The 17,393-nt window shown below is 67.5% G+C and carries 17 protein-coding genes and 1 tRNA gene; 9 read left to right on the top strand and 9 right to left on the bottom strand.

The features are described from left to right. Positions 1-37: 37 nt before the first annotated feature. Genes OHA03_RS13680 through OHA03_RS13655 form a run of 6 tightly spaced genes read left to right on the top strand, consistent with a single transcriptional unit; the run spans position 38 to position 4,549 of the window. Positions 38-805 (top strand): DUF881 domain-containing protein, encoded by a 768-nt coding sequence (locus tag OHA03_RS13680; RefSeq protein ID WP_267004058.1) that lies wholly within the window; start codon positions 38-40, stop codon positions 803-805. 25 nt (positions 806-830) lie between these two features. Further along, positions 831-1,556, top strand: coding sequence for a class E sortase (locus tag OHA03_RS13675; protein WP_267004056.1), 726 nt, complete (start codon positions 831-833; stop codon positions 1,554-1,556). Positions 1,557-1,612: 56 nt separating this feature from the next. Beyond that, positions 1,613-1,795, top strand: coding sequence for a hypothetical protein (locus OHA03_RS13670; protein ID WP_030930420.1), 183 nt, complete (start codon positions 1,613-1,615; stop codon positions 1,793-1,795). After that, on the top strand, positions 1,792-2,430 hold the full coding sequence (locus OHA03_RS13665) for an aminodeoxychorismate/anthranilate synthase component II (protein WP_030930417.1): 639 nt from the start codon (positions 1,792-1,794) through the stop codon (positions 2,428-2,430). Before OHA03_RS13670 ends, OHA03_RS13665 begins: the two co-directional genes overlap by 4 nt. Further along, positions 2,427-3,791 carry a class E sortase gene (locus tag OHA03_RS13660; RefSeq protein WP_267004053.1) on the top strand — a complete coding sequence of 455 codons (1,365 nt, stop codon included), beginning with the start codon at positions 2,427-2,429 and terminating at the stop codon, positions 3,789-3,791. Before OHA03_RS13665 ends, OHA03_RS13660 begins: the two co-directional genes overlap by 4 nt. A 26-nt stretch (positions 3,792-3,817) precedes the next feature. Continuing rightward, positions 3,818-4,549: a class E sortase gene (locus OHA03_RS13655; RefSeq protein ID WP_267004051.1), complete on the top strand. Its 732-nt coding sequence runs from the start codon at positions 3,818-3,820 to the stop codon at positions 4,547-4,549. A gap of 68 nt (positions 4,550-4,617) precedes the next feature. Here the strand turns inward: OHA03_RS13655 and OHA03_RS13650 are convergent, their stop codons facing one another. The 7 genes from OHA03_RS13650 to OHA03_RS13620 form a co-directional block, all read right to left on the bottom strand. Further along, positions 4,618-5,652: a restriction endonuclease gene (locus tag OHA03_RS13650; protein WP_267004049.1), complete on the bottom strand. Its 1,035-nt coding sequence runs from the start codon at positions 5,650-5,652 to the stop codon at positions 4,618-4,620. A 198-nt stretch (positions 5,653-5,850) separates the two neighbouring features. Next, complete coding sequence (gene pknB, locus OHA03_RS13645; protein WP_267004047.1) at positions 5,851-7,845, bottom strand: Stk1 family PASTA domain-containing Ser/Thr kinase; 1,995 nt, start codon at positions 7,843-7,845, stop codon at positions 5,851-5,853. A gap of 170 nt (positions 7,846-8,015) precedes the next feature. Then, positions 8,016-9,470: a penicillin-binding protein 2 gene (locus OHA03_RS13640; RefSeq protein ID WP_267004045.1), complete on the bottom strand. Its 1,455-nt coding sequence runs from the start codon at positions 9,468-9,470 to the stop codon at positions 8,016-8,018. After that, positions 9,467-10,879 carry an FtsW/RodA/SpoVE family cell cycle protein gene (locus OHA03_RS13635; protein ID WP_267004043.1) on the bottom strand — a complete coding sequence of 471 codons (1,413 nt, stop codon included), beginning with the start codon at positions 10,877-10,879 and terminating at the stop codon, positions 9,467-9,469. The genes OHA03_RS13640 and OHA03_RS13635 overlap by 4 nt, the downstream gene beginning before the upstream one ends. Positions 10,880-10,902: 23 nt before the next feature. Further along, entirely contained in the window at positions 10,903-12,408 is a 1,506-nt protein-coding gene (locus OHA03_RS13630; protein ID WP_267004041.1) for a Stp1/IreP family PP2C-type Ser/Thr phosphatase, read from the bottom strand. 129 nt (positions 12,409-12,537) lie between these two features. Beyond that, entirely contained in the window at positions 12,538-13,053 is a 516-nt protein-coding gene (locus tag OHA03_RS13625) for an FHA domain-containing protein (protein ID WP_030930391.1), read from the bottom strand. Positions 13,054-13,063: 10 nt separating this feature from the next. Next, on the bottom strand, positions 13,064-13,936 hold the full coding sequence (locus tag OHA03_RS13620; RefSeq protein ID WP_267004036.1) for a DUF3662 and FHA domain-containing protein: 873 nt from the start codon (positions 13,934-13,936) through the stop codon (positions 13,064-13,066). 325 nt (positions 13,937-14,261) lie between these two features. Between OHA03_RS13620 and OHA03_RS13615 the strand changes: the two genes are divergently transcribed. After that, positions 14,262-14,344 (top strand) — tRNA-Leu (locus tag OHA03_RS13615). A 190-nt stretch (positions 14,345-14,534) separates the two neighbouring features. Here OHA03_RS13615 and OHA03_RS13610 read toward each other — a convergent pair. After that, positions 14,535-15,146 (bottom strand): FMN-dependent NADH-azoreductase, encoded by a 612-nt coding sequence (locus tag OHA03_RS13610; RefSeq protein ID WP_030972462.1) that lies wholly within the window; start codon positions 15,144-15,146, stop codon positions 14,535-14,537. A gap of 130 nt (positions 15,147-15,276) precedes the next feature. Between OHA03_RS13610 and OHA03_RS13605 the strand changes: the two genes are divergently transcribed. Continuing rightward, a complete protein-coding gene (locus tag OHA03_RS13605; protein ID WP_030972465.1) occupies positions 15,277-15,621 on the top strand; it encodes a helix-turn-helix domain-containing protein in 345 nt (114 codons plus the stop codon). A 42-nt stretch (positions 15,622-15,663) separates the two neighbouring features. Here the strand turns inward: OHA03_RS13605 and OHA03_RS13600 are convergent, their stop codons facing one another. Further along, a complete protein-coding gene (locus tag OHA03_RS13600; protein ID WP_267004032.1) occupies positions 15,664-16,131 on the bottom strand; it encodes a MarR family winged helix-turn-helix transcriptional regulator in 468 nt (155 codons plus the stop codon). 77 nt (positions 16,132-16,208) lie between these two features. Between OHA03_RS13600 and OHA03_RS13595 the strand changes: the two genes are divergently transcribed. Beyond that, positions 16,209-17,369 (top strand): hypothetical protein, encoded by a 1,161-nt coding sequence (locus OHA03_RS13595; protein WP_267004030.1) that lies wholly within the window; start codon positions 16,209-16,211, stop codon positions 17,367-17,369. Positions 17,370-17,393: the final 24 nt, after the last annotated feature.

The following is a 17,393-nucleotide window of genomic DNA, read 5'->3' as shown; positions in this document are numbered from 1 at the left end:
GTAGTGCTTCCGCGGCGCCGAAGGAGATAAGGGTACGTTGAGCAATTCTGCCGACTCTCCCCAAGGGCCGGTCCGGCGCCCCTTCAGGCACCCGGTCCGGGTGCTCACCGCTGCCGTCTTCGCCCTCGCCGGACTGATCTTCGTCACCAGCGCCAACACGGCCAAGGGCACCAACATCCGCACCGACTCCTCGCTGCTGAAGCTCTCCGACCTGATCCAGCAGCGCAACGGGAAGAACGCGGCGCTCGACGACTCCAACGCATCCCTGCGCGACGACATCGACGCCCTCGCCCAGCGCGACGACGGCAGTACGAAGGCGGAGGACGCCAGGCTCAAGGCGCTGGAGCGGGAGGCGGGCACCACCAAGCTCTCCGGCCGGGCCGTCGCCGTCACCCTCGACGATGCCCCGCCGGACGCCACCGCGAAGCCCGGCTACCCCGACCCGCAACCCAATGACCTGGTCATTCACCAGCAGGATCTGCAAGCGGTCGTCAATGCTCTCTGGCAGGGCGGCGCCCGCGGTATCCGGGTCATGGACCAGCGACTGATCTCCACCAGTGCCGTGCGCTGCGTCGGCAACACCCTGATCCTGCAGGGCCGGGTCTACTCACCCCCGTACAAGATCACCGCGGTCGGCAACCCGGACAGCCTCAAGAAGGCCCTCGACAACTCCCCGGCGATCCAGAACTACCTGCTGTACGTGAAGGCGTACGGGCTGGGCTGGAAAGTCGACGAGCGCGAGGCGGTGACTCTTCCCGGCTACTCGGGCACAGTGGATCTCCACTATGCGAAGCCGGTGAAGTAGCGAGCGGTTCCGGGGAGGCCGACCGGTGTCGGTGCGACTGATCGTCAGGACGTTCAGCGAACTGTGCATCACCGTTGGCGCCCTGATCATCCTCTTTGTGGTGTACGTGCTGTTCTGGACCGGAGTGAAGGCCGCCGGCGCGACCGAGGGGCAGATCGACGGCCTTCAGGACCGGTGGGCTCACGGGGCCGTGTCCGCACCCGCGCCGACGGTGTCGCCCTCGCCCACCGCCAATGCGCCCACTTCCACCGTGCCCGCGCCGCCCGCACCCGCCGCGTACCCGGACGGGAAGGCGTTCGCGATGCTGTACATCCCTCGCCTCGGCAAGGGCTGGGAGTGGCCCATCCTGGAGAACACCAAGGTCAGGACGTTGCAGAAGGGCCTCGGTCACTACCGGGGAACCGCCTCCCTGGGCGCGACAGGCAACTTTGCCGTGGCCGGACACCGACGAACGTACGGGGACCCCTTCAAGGATTTCCCGAAACTGCGCCCCGGCGACGCGGTGATCGTGACGGACGGCACGACATGGTTCACGTACCGAATCGACAGGGAGCCCTACCGGACCGTGCCGAGCGACACCGGTGTGATCGACCCCGTCCCCCGCAAGTCCGGCTTCGACGGCCCCGGACGCTATCTGACGCTGACGACCTGCGACCCCGAATGGGGCAGCAGCCACCGGCTGATCGCCTGGGCGCATCTCGACGCGACCCAGCCTGTGACCGACGGCAGACCCGCAGCTTTCCACAGCTGACCCACGCCCAAGCCCCGGCCCTTTAGTCTGGTCCCGTACCGAATGGAGGGGACAGCATGTACGGCTGGATCTGGAAGCATCTGCCGGGCAATGTGTGGGTGCGCGGGCTCATCTCGCTCGTCCTGGCGCTCGCCGTCGTCTATGTGCTTTTCCAGTACGTCTTCCCGTGGGCCGAACCGCTGCTCCCGTTCGGCGACGTGACGGTCGACGGCACGAGCGGAACGGGGGCCGGCCAGTGAGCGCCCGCATCCTTGTCGTCGACAACTACGACAGTTTTGTCTTCAACCTCGTTCAGTACCTCTACCAACTCGGCGCCCAGTGCGAAGTGCTGCGCAACGACGAGGTGACCACGGCCCATGCCCAGGACGGCTTCGACGGCGTCCTGCTCTCGCCCGGCCCCGGCACCCCCGAGCAGGCCGGCGTCTGCGTCGACATGGTGCGCCACTGTGCAGCGACCGGCGTTCCGGTCTTCGGTGTCTGCCTCGGCATGCAGTCGATGGCCGTGGCATACGGCGGTGTGGTGGACCGCGCCCCGGAGTTGCTGCACGGCAAGACGTCGCCGGTGACCCACGAGGGCAAGGGCGTCTTCGCCGGACTGCCGTCCCCGTTCACCGCGACCCGCTACCACTCGCTCGCCGCCGAACCGGACACGATCCCGCAGGAGCTGGAGGTCACGGCGCGCACGGCCGACGGCATCATCATGGGCCTGCGCCACCGGGACCTGGCGGTCGAGGGCGTGCAGTTCCATCCGGAGTCGGTGCTGACGGAGTACGGCCATCTGATGCTGGCCAACTGGCTGACGCAGTGCGGTGATGCGGGCGCTGTCGCGAGGTCGGTGGGGCTCGCGCCGGTGGTGGGCAAGGCCGTCGCGTGACCGCACTCCGTCCCGAGCACGACCCCGGACAGGACGGCCCGTACGAGCAACATGCGTACGAGGCCACGGGCGCGTTCGAGGCGGCAGTCGACCAGTTGGCGGATCCCCTGAACGATCCGCTGCCGGGGCAGCACGCCTCGCCGTGGTTCCAGGGGGAGAGCCCTCCGGCGGAGGGGGCCGACACCGGGGCGGCGCAGGGCGGGCAGCCACAGGCGTCGCAAGGGGCTCAAGAGCCCCAGGGGCCGCCGCGCGAGTGGTACGACCCCGAGGGGTACGAACGGGACTGGTACGGGCAGCAGGAGCCCGTCACGGCGTCTTCGCCTCAGCCGCTCCCCCTCAACGACGAGACGGTCGGTCTGCGGACGGCCGACCCCCGGCGCACGGCCGATCGTGCGATGCCTCCACCCGCACCTCCACTGCGACCGGGGGCGGAGCCGCAGTACGTGTCCGAGTACGCACCGGAGCCCGACGCGGACAGTACGGCGGCTGCCGACTCCCGCTCGGAGCCGGCCGAACCCGGACCGCGGACGGACCCACCCGCCGGCGGCCGCGCCGAGCGCCGGCGCGCTGCCAAGGGGCGCGGCCGTCGACGCGCCGACCCGCGGCCGGAAGGCCGGTCGGAATCGACGGCGCCGGACGGGAGACCGCTGACGCGCGTCGAGGCGAGGCGCGCCGCCCGCGCGGCCAAGGACAGCCCCGCCGTCGTCGCCAGCCGGGTCGTCGGCGAGCTGTTCATCTCGCTCGGTGTGCTGATGCTGCTGTTCGTCACATACCAGCTGTGGTGGACAAATGTGCGCGCGGACCAGTTCGCCGGCAACGAGACGCACAAGATCCAGGACGACTGGGCGAAGGGCGACCGCAAGCCCGGAGCGTTCGAGCCGGGGCAGGGCTTCGCCATCATCCACATCCCGAAACTCGATGTGGTCGCGCCGATCGCCGAGGGCACCAGCAAGGAGAAGGTCCTCGACCGCGGCATGGTCGGTCACTACGGCGACGGCGCGCTCCGTACGGCGATGCCGTCGGCCGCGAAGGGCAACTTCGCGCTGGCCGGTCACCGCAACACGCACGGCGAACCGTTCCGCTACATCAACCGGCTGCGCAAGGGCGACCCGATCGTGGTCGAGACGCAGGACGCGTACTACACGTACGAGATGACCAGCGTCCTTCCGCAGACGTCGCCGTCCAACGTCTCCGTGATCGGACCGGTGCCACCCGGATCGGGTTTCACAAAGCCCGGCCGCTACATCACTCTGACGACCTGTACGCCCGAATTCACAAGTACGTACCGGTTGATCGTCTGGGGCAAGATGGTCGACGAACGGCCGCGCAGCAAGGGAAAGCCCGACGCGCTCGTCGGCTGAACATCATTACAACAGGGACGGGTGCGGTGGCAGCGAGGACCCAGCAGCAGGAAGAACAGACCGACGAGTCCGCGCCCCCGGTGCGGAGCAGGGACCGTCACCGCGTGGCGACCGCGGTCAGTCTCTTCGGTGAGTTGCTGATCACTGCAGGCCTGGTGCTGGGCCTGTTCGTCGTCTACTCCCTGTGGTGGACCAATGTGCTCGCCGACCGCGAGGCCGAGAAGCAGGGACACACCGTCCGCGACCGCTGGGCCGACGGACCGGGCGCCCTCGACACCAAGGACGGCATCGGCTTCCTGCACGTACCCGCGATGAAGAACGGCGAGGTGCTGGTCAAGAAGGGCACTGACACCAAGAACCTCAACGACGGCATCGCCGGCTATTACACGGACCCGGTGAAGTCGGCTCTCCCCTGGGACAAGCAGGGCAACTTCACGCTGGCGGCGCACCGCGACGGGCACGGGGCGAAGTTCCACAACATCGACAAGGTGAAGACGGGCGACGCGGTCGTCTTCGAGACCAAGGACACCTGGTACGTCTACAAGGTCTTCAAGGAGCTTCCCCAGACGTCGAAGTACAACGTCAAGGTGCTCCAGCCGATCCCGAAGGAAGCGGGCGTGAAGAAGCCCGGCCGCTACATCACGCTGACGACGTGCACGCCGGTCTATACGTCGAGGTACCGGTACATCGTGTGGGGCGAACTGGTGCGTACGGAGAAGGTCGACAAGGACCGTACGAAACCGGTGGAGCTGCGTTAGCCGTTACGATGGGTCAGGCCCGAAGTCGCAACTATCCTTTGCGACTTCGGGCCTTCTGCGCGTGGCTACTACCTGAGCACCTGAAGTTTTGCGCCCGCGCTCCAGGCCTCCAGCAGGCCGCGGTGTACGGCGGTGACGCCGACCTGTAGCGCGATGTCGAGGGCCTCGCGAGAGAACGGGCAGGTCGCCACGTACACGGCCACGTCTGCCTGGTGCAGCGTCTTGGTACCGACGAACTTCTGCATCTCGCCGCTCCACACTGAGCGGTAGGGCGCGAAGTTCTTGCACTGGACGACGAGACGCCGCCCGTCGGCGGTGTACGCCGTGATGTCGGCGCCGCGATCGCCGCTGCCGCCGTGGATCTCGACGCCGGTGCAGCCGTCACGACGCAGCAGGCTTGCGATGTGCTGCTCGAACTCCCGCCAGTTCATGGCGTCCATCGACGCCATGACCCCGGCGAGCGGCCGCTGCTCCCGGGTGCGCTCCATTCGATGCAGCCGCTGTTCGTGCTGGGCCAGCTTGCGCTGCACGCGGTGGATGTCCGCGCGCGCGGAGATGAGATCCCTGCGCTGCTCGCCCGAGGTCTCGATGAGAGCGTTGAGCATGGGGACGACGGTCTTGCCGAGGATGTGGGTGATGCGGCCGTCGATGCGGTCGTCGAGGTCAGCGGAGGGACTGTGGACAGAGTTATCCACAGGCTGAGTCCGTGCGGCGTACTCCGTGTCGAGGAGGTACGTACGCACCTGACGTGCGATTTCGCTGTCGCGGAGCAGCATGGCTACGTTGAGGATTGAGCGCCGACTGAAGATGGCGAGGGTGGGTGTGCGTGACTTGATCCCACTGAGTTCCTTGAAGGAGCTCAGTTCTGTACCTGTCAATACGCGATAGCCGTTGGCTGTCAGCTCCTCTCGATGATCGAAGATCAGGGACCGGATGGCCTTGATCCCCACCCCGAAATACGTGGCGACCATTGCGGTTGTCACATGTATGCCGTCGGGCAGCAGTGACAGCGTTTTGACTCGGTCGAGTACCTCTGTGCGTTCAGCCAGGCCTTGCCGAAGCGCCTGTGATTCCAGAAGTGCAACCTCATTGATCACGTTCATGTCCTTTCGCGGTCTCCGCGGTGGGCGGACCTCGATATCCCGCCCCAAAGGATCAACGAATCAGCACATATGAAGACACGATCGGTTTGCGGCTGTGTGTGCGGTATGCCGGGCAGGAGGCAGCGCGGTAGGCACAGCAAAGGGCCCCGGTCACCGTTGCGGTGCCGGGGCCCGATGAGTGGTGCGGTGTTCTGAGGGTCAGTTCGTCAAGCCGGACGGGCCGCCGAAGATATTGCCGTCCCCGCCGCCGCCCCCGACGGTCAAGAGGTTGACCGTGCTGCCCTTGGCTACCGGGCTGTTGGGGGGCGGGTTGCTGTTCAACACCGTGGCGCCCGGCTTGTCGACCGAGTTGGGGGCGAGCGCGACCACCAGACCCATGCCTTCGAGCTGGGCCTTCACATCTTGGTACCGCTTGCCGTAGATGTCGCCGGGGATCGTGACCTGCTCCGGCTGGGCGGGGCCCTTGGAGACCTTCAGGACGATCGGGGTGTCCAGCGGCTTCTTGCCGTCCGTCGGCGAAGGGGTCTGTTCGATGACCTCACCCGCCGGCTTCTCCGAGTCGACGGGGGTTTGCGAGACGTTCTGGAAGCCGGCACCGTTGAGCTGGGCCACGGCCTGGTCGTACGACCTGCCGACCACGGGGGGGATGTTTTGGGTCTTCTCCCTGGCGACCGTGATCTTGACCTCGGACTCCCGCTCAGCCTTCGCGCCGCCCTTGGGCTTCTGGTCGAGCACGGTGCCGGGTTCCGCGTCGGCGGACTCGGACGCGACGACCGTCACCGTGAAGCCCTTCTCCTCCAGTGTCTTGCGGGCGTCGTCCTCGGACTGATTCGTGACGTCCGGGACCTCGACCTTCGGTGCACCGGTGGAGACGACGACCGTGACGGTCTCGTTCTCCTGCATCTGGCCGTCCTTGGGGCTCTGGCTGCAGATCTTCCCCTTGGGCTGGTCCTCGCAGGGTTCGCGCGAGCCGACCTTGAGGATGACGCCGGCGTTCTTGGCGAGGTCGTTTGCGTCGTCCAAGGTCGAACCGACCATGTTCGGCACGTCGACCTTGCCGCTGTCGCCGTTGCCGCCGCTGAAAACGGATCTGCCGATCAGGATCGCGCCGATCAGCACCAGAATGCCCGCGGCGATCAGCAGGATCGTCGAGGTGTTGCTCTTCTTCTGGCGCCGGCGGTCCGGGCGGTCGTCGTGTCCGTAGCCGCCGTCGTCCGGGTTGACCGGGGGAAGCATGGAGGTCTGGGCGCCGTGCTGGTCGGCAGCGCGCAGTGCCGTGGTCGGCTGGTCCTGCCCGTACCCGTCGTAGCCGCCGTAGCCGGCCGCGCCCATCGCCGCAGTGGCGGCGACCGGACGGCCGTCGAGGCAGGCCTCGATGTCGGCGCGCATCTCATCGGCCGACTGGTAGCGGTAGTCCGGGTCCTTGACCAGGGCCTTCAACACGATCGCGTCCATTTCGGGCGTGATCTCGGGGTCGAAGTTGCTGGGGGGCTGCGGCTCTTCCCGTACGTGCTGGTAGGCAACCGCGACAGGTGAGTCGCCGATGAACGGCGGCCGGACCGTCAGCAACTCATAGAGCAGGCAGCCGGTCGAATAGAGGTCGGAACGCGCGTCGACCTGCTCGCCCTTTGCCTGCTCCGGGGAGAGGTACTGGGCGGTGCCGATGACGGCCGACGTCTGGGTCATCGTCATACCGGAGTCACCCATGGCACGGGCGATGCCGAAGTCCATGACCTTGACCTGGCCGGTGCGCGTCAGCATGACGTTCGCCGGTTTGATGTCGCGGTGGACGATGCCTGCCCGGTGCGAGTACTCCAGCGCCTGGAGGATCCCGACCGTCATTTCGAGGGTGCGCTCGGGCAGCAGCCTGCGGCCGGAGTGCAGAAGTTCTCTGAGCGTCGACCCGTCGACGTACTCCATCACGATGTACGGGATGGAGACCCCGTCGACGTAGTCCTCGCCGGTGTCGTAGACGGCAACGATCGCCGGGTGGTTGAGGGAGGCGGCGGACTGGGCCTCACGGCGGAACCGGGCCTGGAAGGACGGGTCGCGGGCGAGATCGGTCCGCAGCGTCTTCACAGCGACGGTGCGGCCGAGCCGGGTGTCGTGAGCGAGGTAGACCTCGGCCATGCCACCACGGCCGAGCACCGAGCCCAGCTCGTACCGGCCGCCGAGGCGACGCGGCTCTTCCATAACTGTTCCAGCCCTCTCCGTCAGTCCCGACCACACCGGTGTGTGGTCCGGCGGTGTGCTGCTCGCGCATACGCTACCGGCCACGCACTACCTGATCGGCCCAGAGCCGTCACCTGATATCTGACCGGTATCCCAATGTGCAGATATGGCGCCCCATGTGATGGGCGTCACTACTTGTTGTCGATGACCGCCTTCATCACATCCCGGGCGATCGGCGCGGCGAGGCCACCACCGGAGACGTCATCCCTGTTGGCCTGGCTGTCCTCGACCACTACGGCCACTGCGACCGGGGAGCCACTGTCGGTCTTCGCGTACGAGATGAACCAGGCGTACGGCTTCTCGCTGTTGTTCAGACCGTGCTGGGCGGTACCGGTCTTGCCGCCGACAGTGACGCCGTCGATGAGGGCGTTCGTTCCCGTGCCGCTCTTGACGACGGTCTCCATCATCTGCTGGAGCTTCTGCGCGTTCTCACCCGAGAGGGGCTGGCTGAGCTGCTCCTTCTCGTGGGTGTAGATGACGTCGAGGTTGGGAGCCTGCCGCTCGGCGACCATGTACGGCTGCATGAGCTTGCCGTCGTTGGCGACCGCGGCGGCGACCATGGCCATCTGCAGCGGGGTGGCGCGGTTGGACGCCTGGCCGATACCCGCCATGGCGTTCTGCGGCCGGTTGTCCTTCGGGTAGACACTGGCGTCGGCGCGGACCGGTGTGAAGATTTCCTTGTTGAAGCCGAACTTGTTGGCTTCGTCGATCATCTTCTGGTTGCCGAGGTCGTCGCTGATCTTGCCGAAGACGGTGTTGCAGGACATCCGCAGCGCTTCCTTGAGCGAGGCGTTCTCGCACGGGATGTTGCCCTCGTTCACAAGGTTGTCGCTCGACTGAGGCAGCCGGTAGGGCAGCGGGGAGTCCGTCTTGCCGTCGATGTCGGTGTAGAGGCCGTTCTCCAGGGCCGCGGCGGCGGTGACGACCTTGAAGGTCGAGCCGGGCGGATAGGTCTCGCGCAATGCCCGGTTGAGCATCGGCTTGTCCTTGTCCTTCGACAGCTTCTGCCAGGCCTTGGAGTCCGCGTTGGAGTTGCCCGCAAAGGTCGAGGGGTCGTACGAGGGAGTGCTGGCGAGGGCCAGGATGGCGCCGGTCTGCGGGTCGAGGGCGGCGACGGCACCCTTCTTGTCGCCGAGCCCCTGGAAAGCGGCCTTCTGGGCGGCGGCGTTGAGGGTGGTGACGACGTTGCCCCCCTGCTTCTTCTCACCCGTGAACATCGACAGGGTGCGGTCGAAGAAGAGTTGGTCGTCGTTGCCGGTGAGGATGCCGTCCTCGAGCTTTTCCAGGAAGTTGGCATCGAACGCCTGCGAGGAGTACCCGGTGACGGGCGCCCACATGGGGCCGTTCTTCCAGACCCGCTTGTACTTGAAGTCGCTGCCCTTGGTCAGGACGGAACCGGTGACCGGGTTGCCGTCGACGATGATGTTGCCGCGCTCATGGGCGTACCGCTCGATGCGCACGCGGCGGTTCTCGTCGCGGGTGTTCAGCTCGTCGGCGCGGACGTACTGGAGGTAGTTGGTCCGCACGAGCAGGGCGAGGATGAGGACGCCGCAGAAGATCGCGATCCGGCGCAGGGGCTTGTTCACGGTCGGACCACCTGGGTCATTTCGGCATCGGAGGACGGCGCGGGGGCCGGTGCGGGGCGGCGTGCGGTGTCGCTGATCCGGATCAGGATGCCGATCAGAGCCCAGTTGGCGATCACGGACGAACCACCGGCGGCGAGGAACGGCATCGTCATACCGGTCAGCGGGATGAGCCCCATGACACCGCCGGCGACGACGAAGACCTGGATCGCGAAGGCGCCGGAGAGGCCGATCGCGAGGAGCTTGCCGAACGGGTCGCGGGCGGCGAGGGCGGTGCGCACACCGCGCTCGACGATCAGACCGTAGATCAGCAGGACGGCCATCATTCCGGCGAGGCCGAGCTCTTCGCCGACGGTGGAGAGGATGAAGTCGGCGTTGGCGGCGAAGCCGATCAGGTCGGAGTTGCCCTGGCCCCAGCCGGTGCCGAGCGTGCCACCCGACCCGAAGGACATGATGGCGTCACCGATCTGCTGGCAGGCGCCGTCGGTCGTGTAGCAGGCGAACGGGTCCATCCAGGCCTCGACGCGCTGCTGGACGTGCGACTCGAACGTGGCCACACCGACCGCCCCTGCCGCGGACATCAGGAGACCGAAGACGATCCAGCTGGTCCGTTCCGTGGCGACGTACAGCATGATCACGAAGAGGCCGAAGAACAGCAGAGATGTACCGAGGTCCGTCTCGAAGACCAGGATCAGGATCGACAGTCCCCAGATCACGAGGATCGGTCCGAGGTCACGGCCGCGGGGCAGGTACAGACCCATGAAGCGGCGGCTGGCCAGGGCCAGCGCGTCTCGTTTCACCATGAGATAGCCGGAGAAGAAGACCGCGATGATGATCTTCGCGAATTCACCGGGCTGGATGGAGAACGGGCCGAGGCTGATCCAGATCTTGGCGCCGTTCACCGGAGGGAAGAACATCGGAAGTATCAGCAGGACCAGCGCCACCGCCATGGAGATGTACGTGTAGCGCTGCAGGATCCGGTGGTCCTTGAGCGCCAGCAGGACGGCGACGAACAGGGCGACGCCGATCGCGGAGTACATCAGCTGCTTGGGGGCGTCGGGGCTGAAGGAACCCCAGGCGGTCTCGGCCCGCTGGATCAGCCGGGGCGACTGGTCCAGGCGCCAGATCAACACCAGCCCCAGCCCGTTGAGCAGGGTCGCCAGTGGCAGCAGCAGCGGATCCGCGTACGGAGCGAACTTGCGCACTACGAGGTGGGCGACGCCGCCGAGGAGGATCAGGCCGAGCCCGTATCCGAGCATGCCGGAGGGCAGCTCGCCGTCGATGGCAAGGCCCACATTGGCGTACGCGAACACCGAGATGCCGATGGCGAAAGCCATCAGGCCCAGCTCGGTGTTGCGACGGCTCGGCGCGTCGATCGCGCCGATCGTGGTCGTATTGGTGACAACGCTCATGGTGCTGAAGGCTCCCCTACGGCTTACTGCTTACCGCACTGCGGGACCAGCTTCTGCTCTTCCTCCGAGAGGCTGGGGCCGGGAGTGGGAGTCGCTGTGGTCGGCTTGGTCTTGGTGGCGTCGGACCGGGCGGACGTCTTGGTGACCTCCGAGCCCGTGCCGCCGGCTTCGCCCTCGCCGGTGCGGGCGTTGCTCTCCGCCTCGGCCGCGCGGCGCTGCGCGTTCTTCTTGCAGGCGGATGCCTGGGTCGAGAGCTCGCTGATCTTCTCGCGGGCGTCCGCCAGGTTGCCCTCGGCGATGGTCGCCTCGACCTGCTTGCGCTGGTAGGGCGGGAGGTACTTGAGTTCGATCTCGGGGTGGTCCTTCTCGACCTTCGAGAGCGAGACCCACGCGAGGTCCTGGCTGATGCCGCGGAACAGCGCGACGTGTTCGTTCTTGGCGCCCACGTAGAACTGGTTCTGGGTCCAGCGGTAACCGCCGTACACACCGCCGCCGATGACGGCCAGCGCGAGCACGATGTACAGGGACCTCTTCAGCCACCTGCGGCCGCCGCCGGGCTTGATGAAGTCGTCGTCGGTGTACGCGTCGAAGGAGCCGTTCGGCATTCCGCCGTAGCCGAGGCCGTCACCGCTTCCGGGTGGGCCGAAGCCGCCCGCGGGCGGTGGGACGGGACGGCCGAGGCCGGCCGCGCGTCCGGCGGGGGTCTCCATCGCGCCGCCGTCGTTGAGCTGGGCGGCCTGGTTCTCGGCGACCGCGCCGACGATGACCGGGGTGTCGTTGAGCTGCCCGGCCAGGGTGTCGTTGCTGTCGACGTCGAGGACGTCGGCGACGATGCAGGTGATGTTGTCCGGGCCACCGCCGCGCAGGGCGAGCTGGATGAGCTCCTGGATCGTCTCCTGCGGGCCCTGGTAGCTGGCGAGGGTCTCTTCCATCGTCTGGTGGGAGACGACGCCGGAGAGCCCGTCGGAGCAGATCAAATAGCGGTCACCGGCCCGGACTTCACGGATGGAGAGGTCGGGTTCGACGTGATCGCCGCTGCCCAGCGCGCGCATCAGCAGGGAGCGCTGCGGGTGGGTGGTGGCCTCTTCCTCGGTGATCCGGCCCTCGTCGACCAGCCGCTGCACCCAGGTGTGGTCCTGGGTGATCTGGGTGAGTACGCCGTCGCGCAGCAGGTACGCGCGGGAGTCGCCGACGTGGACCAGGCCCAGGCGCTGACCGGTCCAGAGCAGGGCGGTGAGCGTGGTGCCCATGCCCTCCAGTTGGGGGTCCTCCTCGACCATCATGCGCAGTTGGTCGTTGGCCCGCTGGACCGCTGTACCGAGCGAGGTGAGGATGTCCGAACCAGGCACGTCGTCGTCGAGCTGGACGAGCGTGGAGATCACCTCGGAGCTGGCGACCTCACCGGCCGCCTGACCGCCCATGCCGTCGGCGATGGCGAGAAGGCGCGGACCGGCATAGCCGGAGTCCTCGTTGCCCTCCCGGATCATGCCCTTGTGCGATCCGGCGGCGAAGCGCAGGGACAGACTCATGCGCACCTCGCCCGTCGGCTCGGGGTACAGCCGGTCTCGAGCCACACTGCCCACCCTCCGGTCGGGAGCCGGGCCGGGTCCGTTGCCCGGACGGCCGCGGCTCGCTCGCTCCGCTCGCTCATTGTCGTACTACTTCCGCAGCTCGATGACGGTCTTGCCGATCCGGATCGGCGCGCCCAGCGGAACAGGCGTCGGGGTGGTGAGACGGGTCCGGTCGAGATACGTGCCGTTGGTGGACCCGAGATCCTCGACGATCCACTGGCCGTCACGGTCGGGGTAGATCCTGGCATGCCTGCTGGACGCGTAGTCGTCGTCCAGCACGATCGTTGAATCGTGGGCCCGTCCCAGGGTGATGGTCTGCCCCTGGAGCGCCACCGTGGTGCCGGTGAGGGTGCCCTCGGAGACGACCAGCTTTGTCGGTGCGCCCCGGCGCTGGCGGCCGGGCTGCTGGCGTTGCTGCGGCGGTGCCGCGGCAGATTGACGTGCCTGTTGCGGACGTGCGTCGCTCGCGCTGCGGCGCGAGCCGCGTTGCGTGACGCGCGTTCCGAACAGGTCGCTGCGGATGACCTGGACGGCCACGATCACGAACAGCCACAGAACAGCCAGGAAACCTAGCCGCATGACCGTCAGGGTCAGCTCTGACATTGCCCCCGCTTCACCCTTCGGCTTGCCGGTAAACGATGGTGGTGCTGCCCACGACGATCCGCGAGCCGTCGCGGAGCGTAGCGCGGGTTGTGTGCTGCCCGTCTACCACGATGCCGTTGGTAGACCCGAGATCCTGGATCGTCGAGGGCGTTCCGGTCCGGATCTCACAGTGCCGGCGGGATACGCCGGGGTCGTCGATCCGCACGTCGGCTTCGGTGCTGCGTCCCAGCACCAGCGTCGGGCGGGAGATCTGATGGCGGGTGCCGTTGATCTCGATCCAGCGTCGCACCTGCGCGCTCGGCATGCCGGGCGCGGCCGGCGGGCGCCGGTCGGCGGTGGGTGCTCCGGGACGGCCGCCGCCCGGCGGCGGGGCCGCGGGCATGGGCGGGACGGAGCTGGGCGGGTAGCCGTAGCCGCCGGTGGGCTGGGGGGCGGCGGGCCGCCCCTGGCCCGGGTGGCCGGACTGTCCCAGGTGGCCTTGAGGGGCCTGCTGGCCCTGCTGTGACGAACTCGACGCGAGAGTGCGGCTCCGTACGCGGTAGAGCCCGGTGTCGAGGTCGTCGGCCTTCTCCAGGTGGACCTTGATGGGTCCCATGAAGGTGTAGCGCTGCTGCTTGGCGTAGTCCCGGACCAGACCGGAGAGCTCGTCGCCGAGTTGGCCGGAGTACGGGCTGAGGCGCTCGTAGTCCGGGGCGCTGAGCTCGACGATGAAGTCATTGGGGACGACGGTTCGCTCGCGGTTCCAGATTGTTGCGTTGTTGTCGCACTCGCGCTGGAGGGCACCCGCGATCTCGACCGGCTGGACCTCGGACTTGAACACCTTGGCGAAGGTGCCGTTGACCAGACCTTCGAGACGCTGCTCGAAACGCTTCATGACTCCCATGGGGCACCTCCTCCGGTGTTCTCGTCCCTGTACTGCTTACTGATCGTATCCACGCGTCGGGAAATCGGCTGGTTCCCCTTGTCTGCCCTGTGGATGAGTGTCACCTCTCACACGGATCGTAGAGGTGGTGTCCTGACAGTGTCCCGCACCCGGGGTGCACTGAGGAGGAGTGGGGGCGGTCGTCGCGCGTTCCCGCTGTCCGTCATTCGTTCTGCATCCGTCTGCGAAACAACGGATGTGAATCCACCCTGTCCAGCGTGCTAATCTTCCGGATGTCGCCAGGCGCTCGCACCAACAGGTGAGAGAGTCTGAAAACACCACTCATGCGCGAGTGGCGGAACGGCAGACGCGCTGGCTTCAGGTGCCAGTGTCCTTAGGGACGTGGGGGTTCAAATCCCCCCTCGCGCACAAGAGAGAAGCCCCACAGGCCAACGGCCTGTGGGGCTTCTTCGTTCCCCGGCGGATTCGGCACGTTGTTTCACGTGAAACGCCCCATTCAGGCGGTCCGGGTGGGTGTTCCGGTGTGTACCAGCGTGACGAAGGGCCGGGACCCGCGGAGTGGTCGAACTCCGCGGGCCCCGGCACTTCATTGCATGGCTCAGGCCGCGAGGCGGGCGGCGAGGGCCTTGGCCTTCTCCGCGGCATCGGTGAACGCCTTGGCGCGGGAGGCTTCGGCGAGGGGGATGAGCTCGGCCATCGCCGGCTGGGAGTGAGCCAGCGTCAGCTCCGGAACGATGAAGTCGACCTCGGCGCCGAACATGCTCGTGAGCAGCTTCTCCAGGTAGTTCTGGACGAACTCGGAGTCTGCGCGCGGCGTGCCGGGGGCGTAAGAACCGCCGCGGCTGGCGACGACGGTGACCGGGGTGCCGGCCACGGGGCTGTCGGGGCCCGCGTTGTGGCCGACGATGATCACCTGGTCGAGCCAGGCCTTCAGGGTGGACGGAATGCTGAAGTTGTACATCGGAGCGCCGATCAGGACGGCGTCCGCCGCTGCCAGTTCGGCGGCGAGTTCGCTGCGCAGCGGGTCCCCGGCACCGGCGGCGGCCGCGGCGGCGTCCAGGTGGGGCAGCGGGTTCGCGGCGAGGTCGCGGTAGACGACCTGGCCGTCGGGGTGCTGCTCGAGCCACGTCTGGACGAATGTGGCGGTGACCTCGCGCGACGCGGAGCCCTGGGGGAAGACGGCGGAGTCGAGGTGCAGGAGCGTGGCCATGGGGGGTCTCCACGGATATCTAGGGACGGTGCCCGGCCGAATGGGAGGGCGTCTTTTTCGTGCGTACCTAGTAATAGCATAGGCCCTTACTATTCGTAAGTCCCGCACAGTGACGCAGTACTCTGGGTGTATGGCGGAGCACAGCGAACAGGCGTGTCGGCGGGTCGACGTGGGCATCACGCGCGTTTTCGAGCTGTTCGGGAAGCGCTGGACAGGCCCGATCGTCTCCGTACTCATGCAGCATCCGGTGCACTTTGCCGATCTGCGGCGGGCGATTCCGGGCATTAGTGAGCGCATGCTCTCGGACCGGCTGTCCGAGCTCGGTGCTGCCGGGCTGGTGGTCCGCGAGGTCGACGAGGGGCCGCCGCTGCGGGTCTCGTACCGCTTGACGCAGGCGGGCGCCGCGATGGAGCCCGCGCTCAAGGAGCTGGCGCTCTGGTCGAAGACGTACCTCGCGGACGACGGCGGCTGCTAGCGGCTCAGGATCCGGCAACAGTTTTTGTGGCCGGGGCTGTGGCTATGGCTGCTGGGGTGCGTCCTGGGCGGTCGTCCCGCCCGACGAGTTGTAGCGCAGTAGATACTCCGCGAACCGGGCCAGATCGTCCGCCGTCCACTCCGCGAGGCGTTCCTGATAGGCCGCGCGGCGGCTGGCCTGTGTCGAGGTGAGGGCCCGGGTCCCGGCCTCGGTGGGATGCAGCACCTGGATGCGGTGGTCCGCGGGGTCCGGGTGGCGCTCGACCAGGCCGAGCTTCTCCAGGGTGCCGATCTGTCGGCTGACCGTCGACTTGTCCAGCATGTAGTGCGCCGCCAGGTCTGTTGCGCGGCAGCCGTGCTGGTCGTCGATGTGTGCCAGCAGCGTGTACGAGACCAGGGGCAGCTCGGGATGGAGACGGGCTGCGGCGGCGCGCGCTCGGCGTGCGAACGCGGTCAATTCCCGCTGAATGACATCCAGTGACTCTTCGCGTTCCCGGGGGGTGCCTGTCACGGAGCTCACCTTCCTAAAATTTCAGTTGTATAGTACAACAGATAGAGGAGTTGTAAAAGCCAACCATTGGAGTTCCGATGTCCACAGGCCAGAGTGCCGCCGCCGGCTCCACCGCAGGCGCCCTGCGTCACGTGCTGGGCCACCTCGTCACTCCACTGCTGATGTGCATAGGTATGGGGCTCGCCTACCTGGGGGCGTTCCACGCTCCGGAACCGCACGACCTGCGGGTGGACGTGGTGGGGGCGGGGCCGAGGGCCCAGGTGCTCGCGCAGACGCTGCAGGACAAGGGCGACGGGGCGTTGAGCGTGCGTACCGTCGCCGATCGGGCCACTGCGGTGAACCACCTGAAGACACAGAAGAGTTACGGCGCCTACCTGCCGGGGAAGCACCCCGAGCTGCTGGTGGCCACCGCCTCCTCGGACACCAGCGCCACGGTGGCCGAGAAGGTCTTCACGAAAGTGGCGGCCGCACAGGGCGACCCGCTGAAGGTGACGGACACGGCGCCGACCGCGGACGGCGATCCGACCGGCCAGGGAATCTTCTTCCTGCTCGTCGCGGTGAGCATCGGGTCGTACGCATCCGTCGCGGTGATCGGTGGCGCGGGCGCGGCGCTGGCGCTGCGGATCAGGGCGGCGCTGGTCGTCGGCGCATCGCTGGCGGTGAGCGCCATCGGTGCGGCGTTCGCGGGACCGCTGTTCGGACTGGTGGATCACGGGCTCGGCGGTGTCTGGGCGATGGCATGGCTCTACTCGGCGGGCATCCTGCTGGTCGGGGTCGGGCTGCACACGTTCCTGAAGCGGTGGACCACGCTCGGCGTGATGGTGCTGTTCGTGATGCTCAACTTCACCAGCTCCGGCGGCATCTTCCGGCCCGAACTGCAGCCCGGCTTCTTCGGTTCGCTGCACGCCTTCTGGAACGGAGCGGGCTTTGTCGAGGGTGTGCGCAGCCATGTGTACTTCGGCGGGTACGCGCTCGGCGGACAGGTGCTGGTGCTCACGCTGTGGTTCGTGGCGGGGCTGGCCGTGATGGGCGTGGCCGGGCTGGCCGAAGCGAAGCGGCGGAGCGTCGCCGCGCATGCCCAGGGCGCGGTCGGGTCCCAACACCGGGCCGGGGCGGAGAGCCGGTCGGTGACAGCGAGCCGTTCCGGGGCGGAGAGCCTGTCCGAGGCCGGGCGTCGGTCCGAGACGGAGGCTGGCCAGGAGCTGGAGGAAGAGCTCGAGGAGACCGTCGGCGTCTGACCAGGGCAGGACGTTGTCCACAGG

The sequence above is a fragment of the Streptomyces sp. NBC_00154 genome, assembly GCF_026342835.1.
Classification (GTDB): domain Bacteria; phylum Actinomycetota; class Actinomycetes; order Streptomycetales; family Streptomycetaceae; genus Streptomyces.
The sequence above is the reverse complement of the archived record's forward strand: the minus strand, read 5'-3'. Positions and strand labels throughout refer to the sequence as shown.

Excerpts from the sequence above, each read along its gene's own strand:
- OHA03_RS13595 (WP_267004030.1), top strand. The coding sequence starts at position 16,209 with ATGTCCACAGGCCAGAGTGCCGCCGCCGGCTCCACCGCAGGCGCCCTG.
- OHA03_RS13620 (WP_267004036.1), bottom strand. The coding sequence starts at position 13,936 with ATGGGAGTCATGAAGCGTTTCGAGCAGCGTCTCGAAGGTCTGGTCAAC.
- OHA03_RS13625 (WP_030930391.1), bottom strand. The coding sequence starts at position 13,053 with ATGTCAGAGCTGACCCTGACGGTCATGCGGCTAGGTTTCCTGGCTGTT.
- OHA03_RS13635 (WP_267004043.1), bottom strand. The coding sequence starts at position 10,879 with ATGAGCGTTGTCACCAATACGACCACGATCGGCGCGATCGACGCGCCG.
- OHA03_RS13630 (WP_267004041.1), bottom strand. The coding sequence starts at position 12,408 with ATGAGTCTGTCCCTGCGCTTCGCCGCCGGATCGCACAAGGGCATGATC.
- pknB (WP_267004047.1), bottom strand. The coding sequence starts at position 7,845 with ATGGAAGAGCCGCGTCGCCTCGGCGGCCGGTACGAGCTGGGCTCGGTG.
- OHA03_RS13610 (WP_030972462.1), bottom strand. The coding sequence starts at position 15,146 with ATGGCCACGCTCCTGCACCTCGACTCCGCCGTCTTCCCCCAGGGCTCC.
- OHA03_RS13670 (WP_030930420.1), top strand. The coding sequence starts at position 1,613 with ATGTACGGCTGGATCTGGAAGCATCTGCCGGGCAATGTGTGGGTGCGC.
- OHA03_RS13605 (WP_030972465.1), top strand. The coding sequence starts at position 15,277 with ATGGCGGAGCACAGCGAACAGGCGTGTCGGCGGGTCGACGTGGGCATC.
- OHA03_RS13650 (WP_267004049.1), bottom strand. The coding sequence starts at position 5,652 with ATGAACGTGATCAATGAGGTTGCACTTCTGGAATCACAGGCGCTTCGG.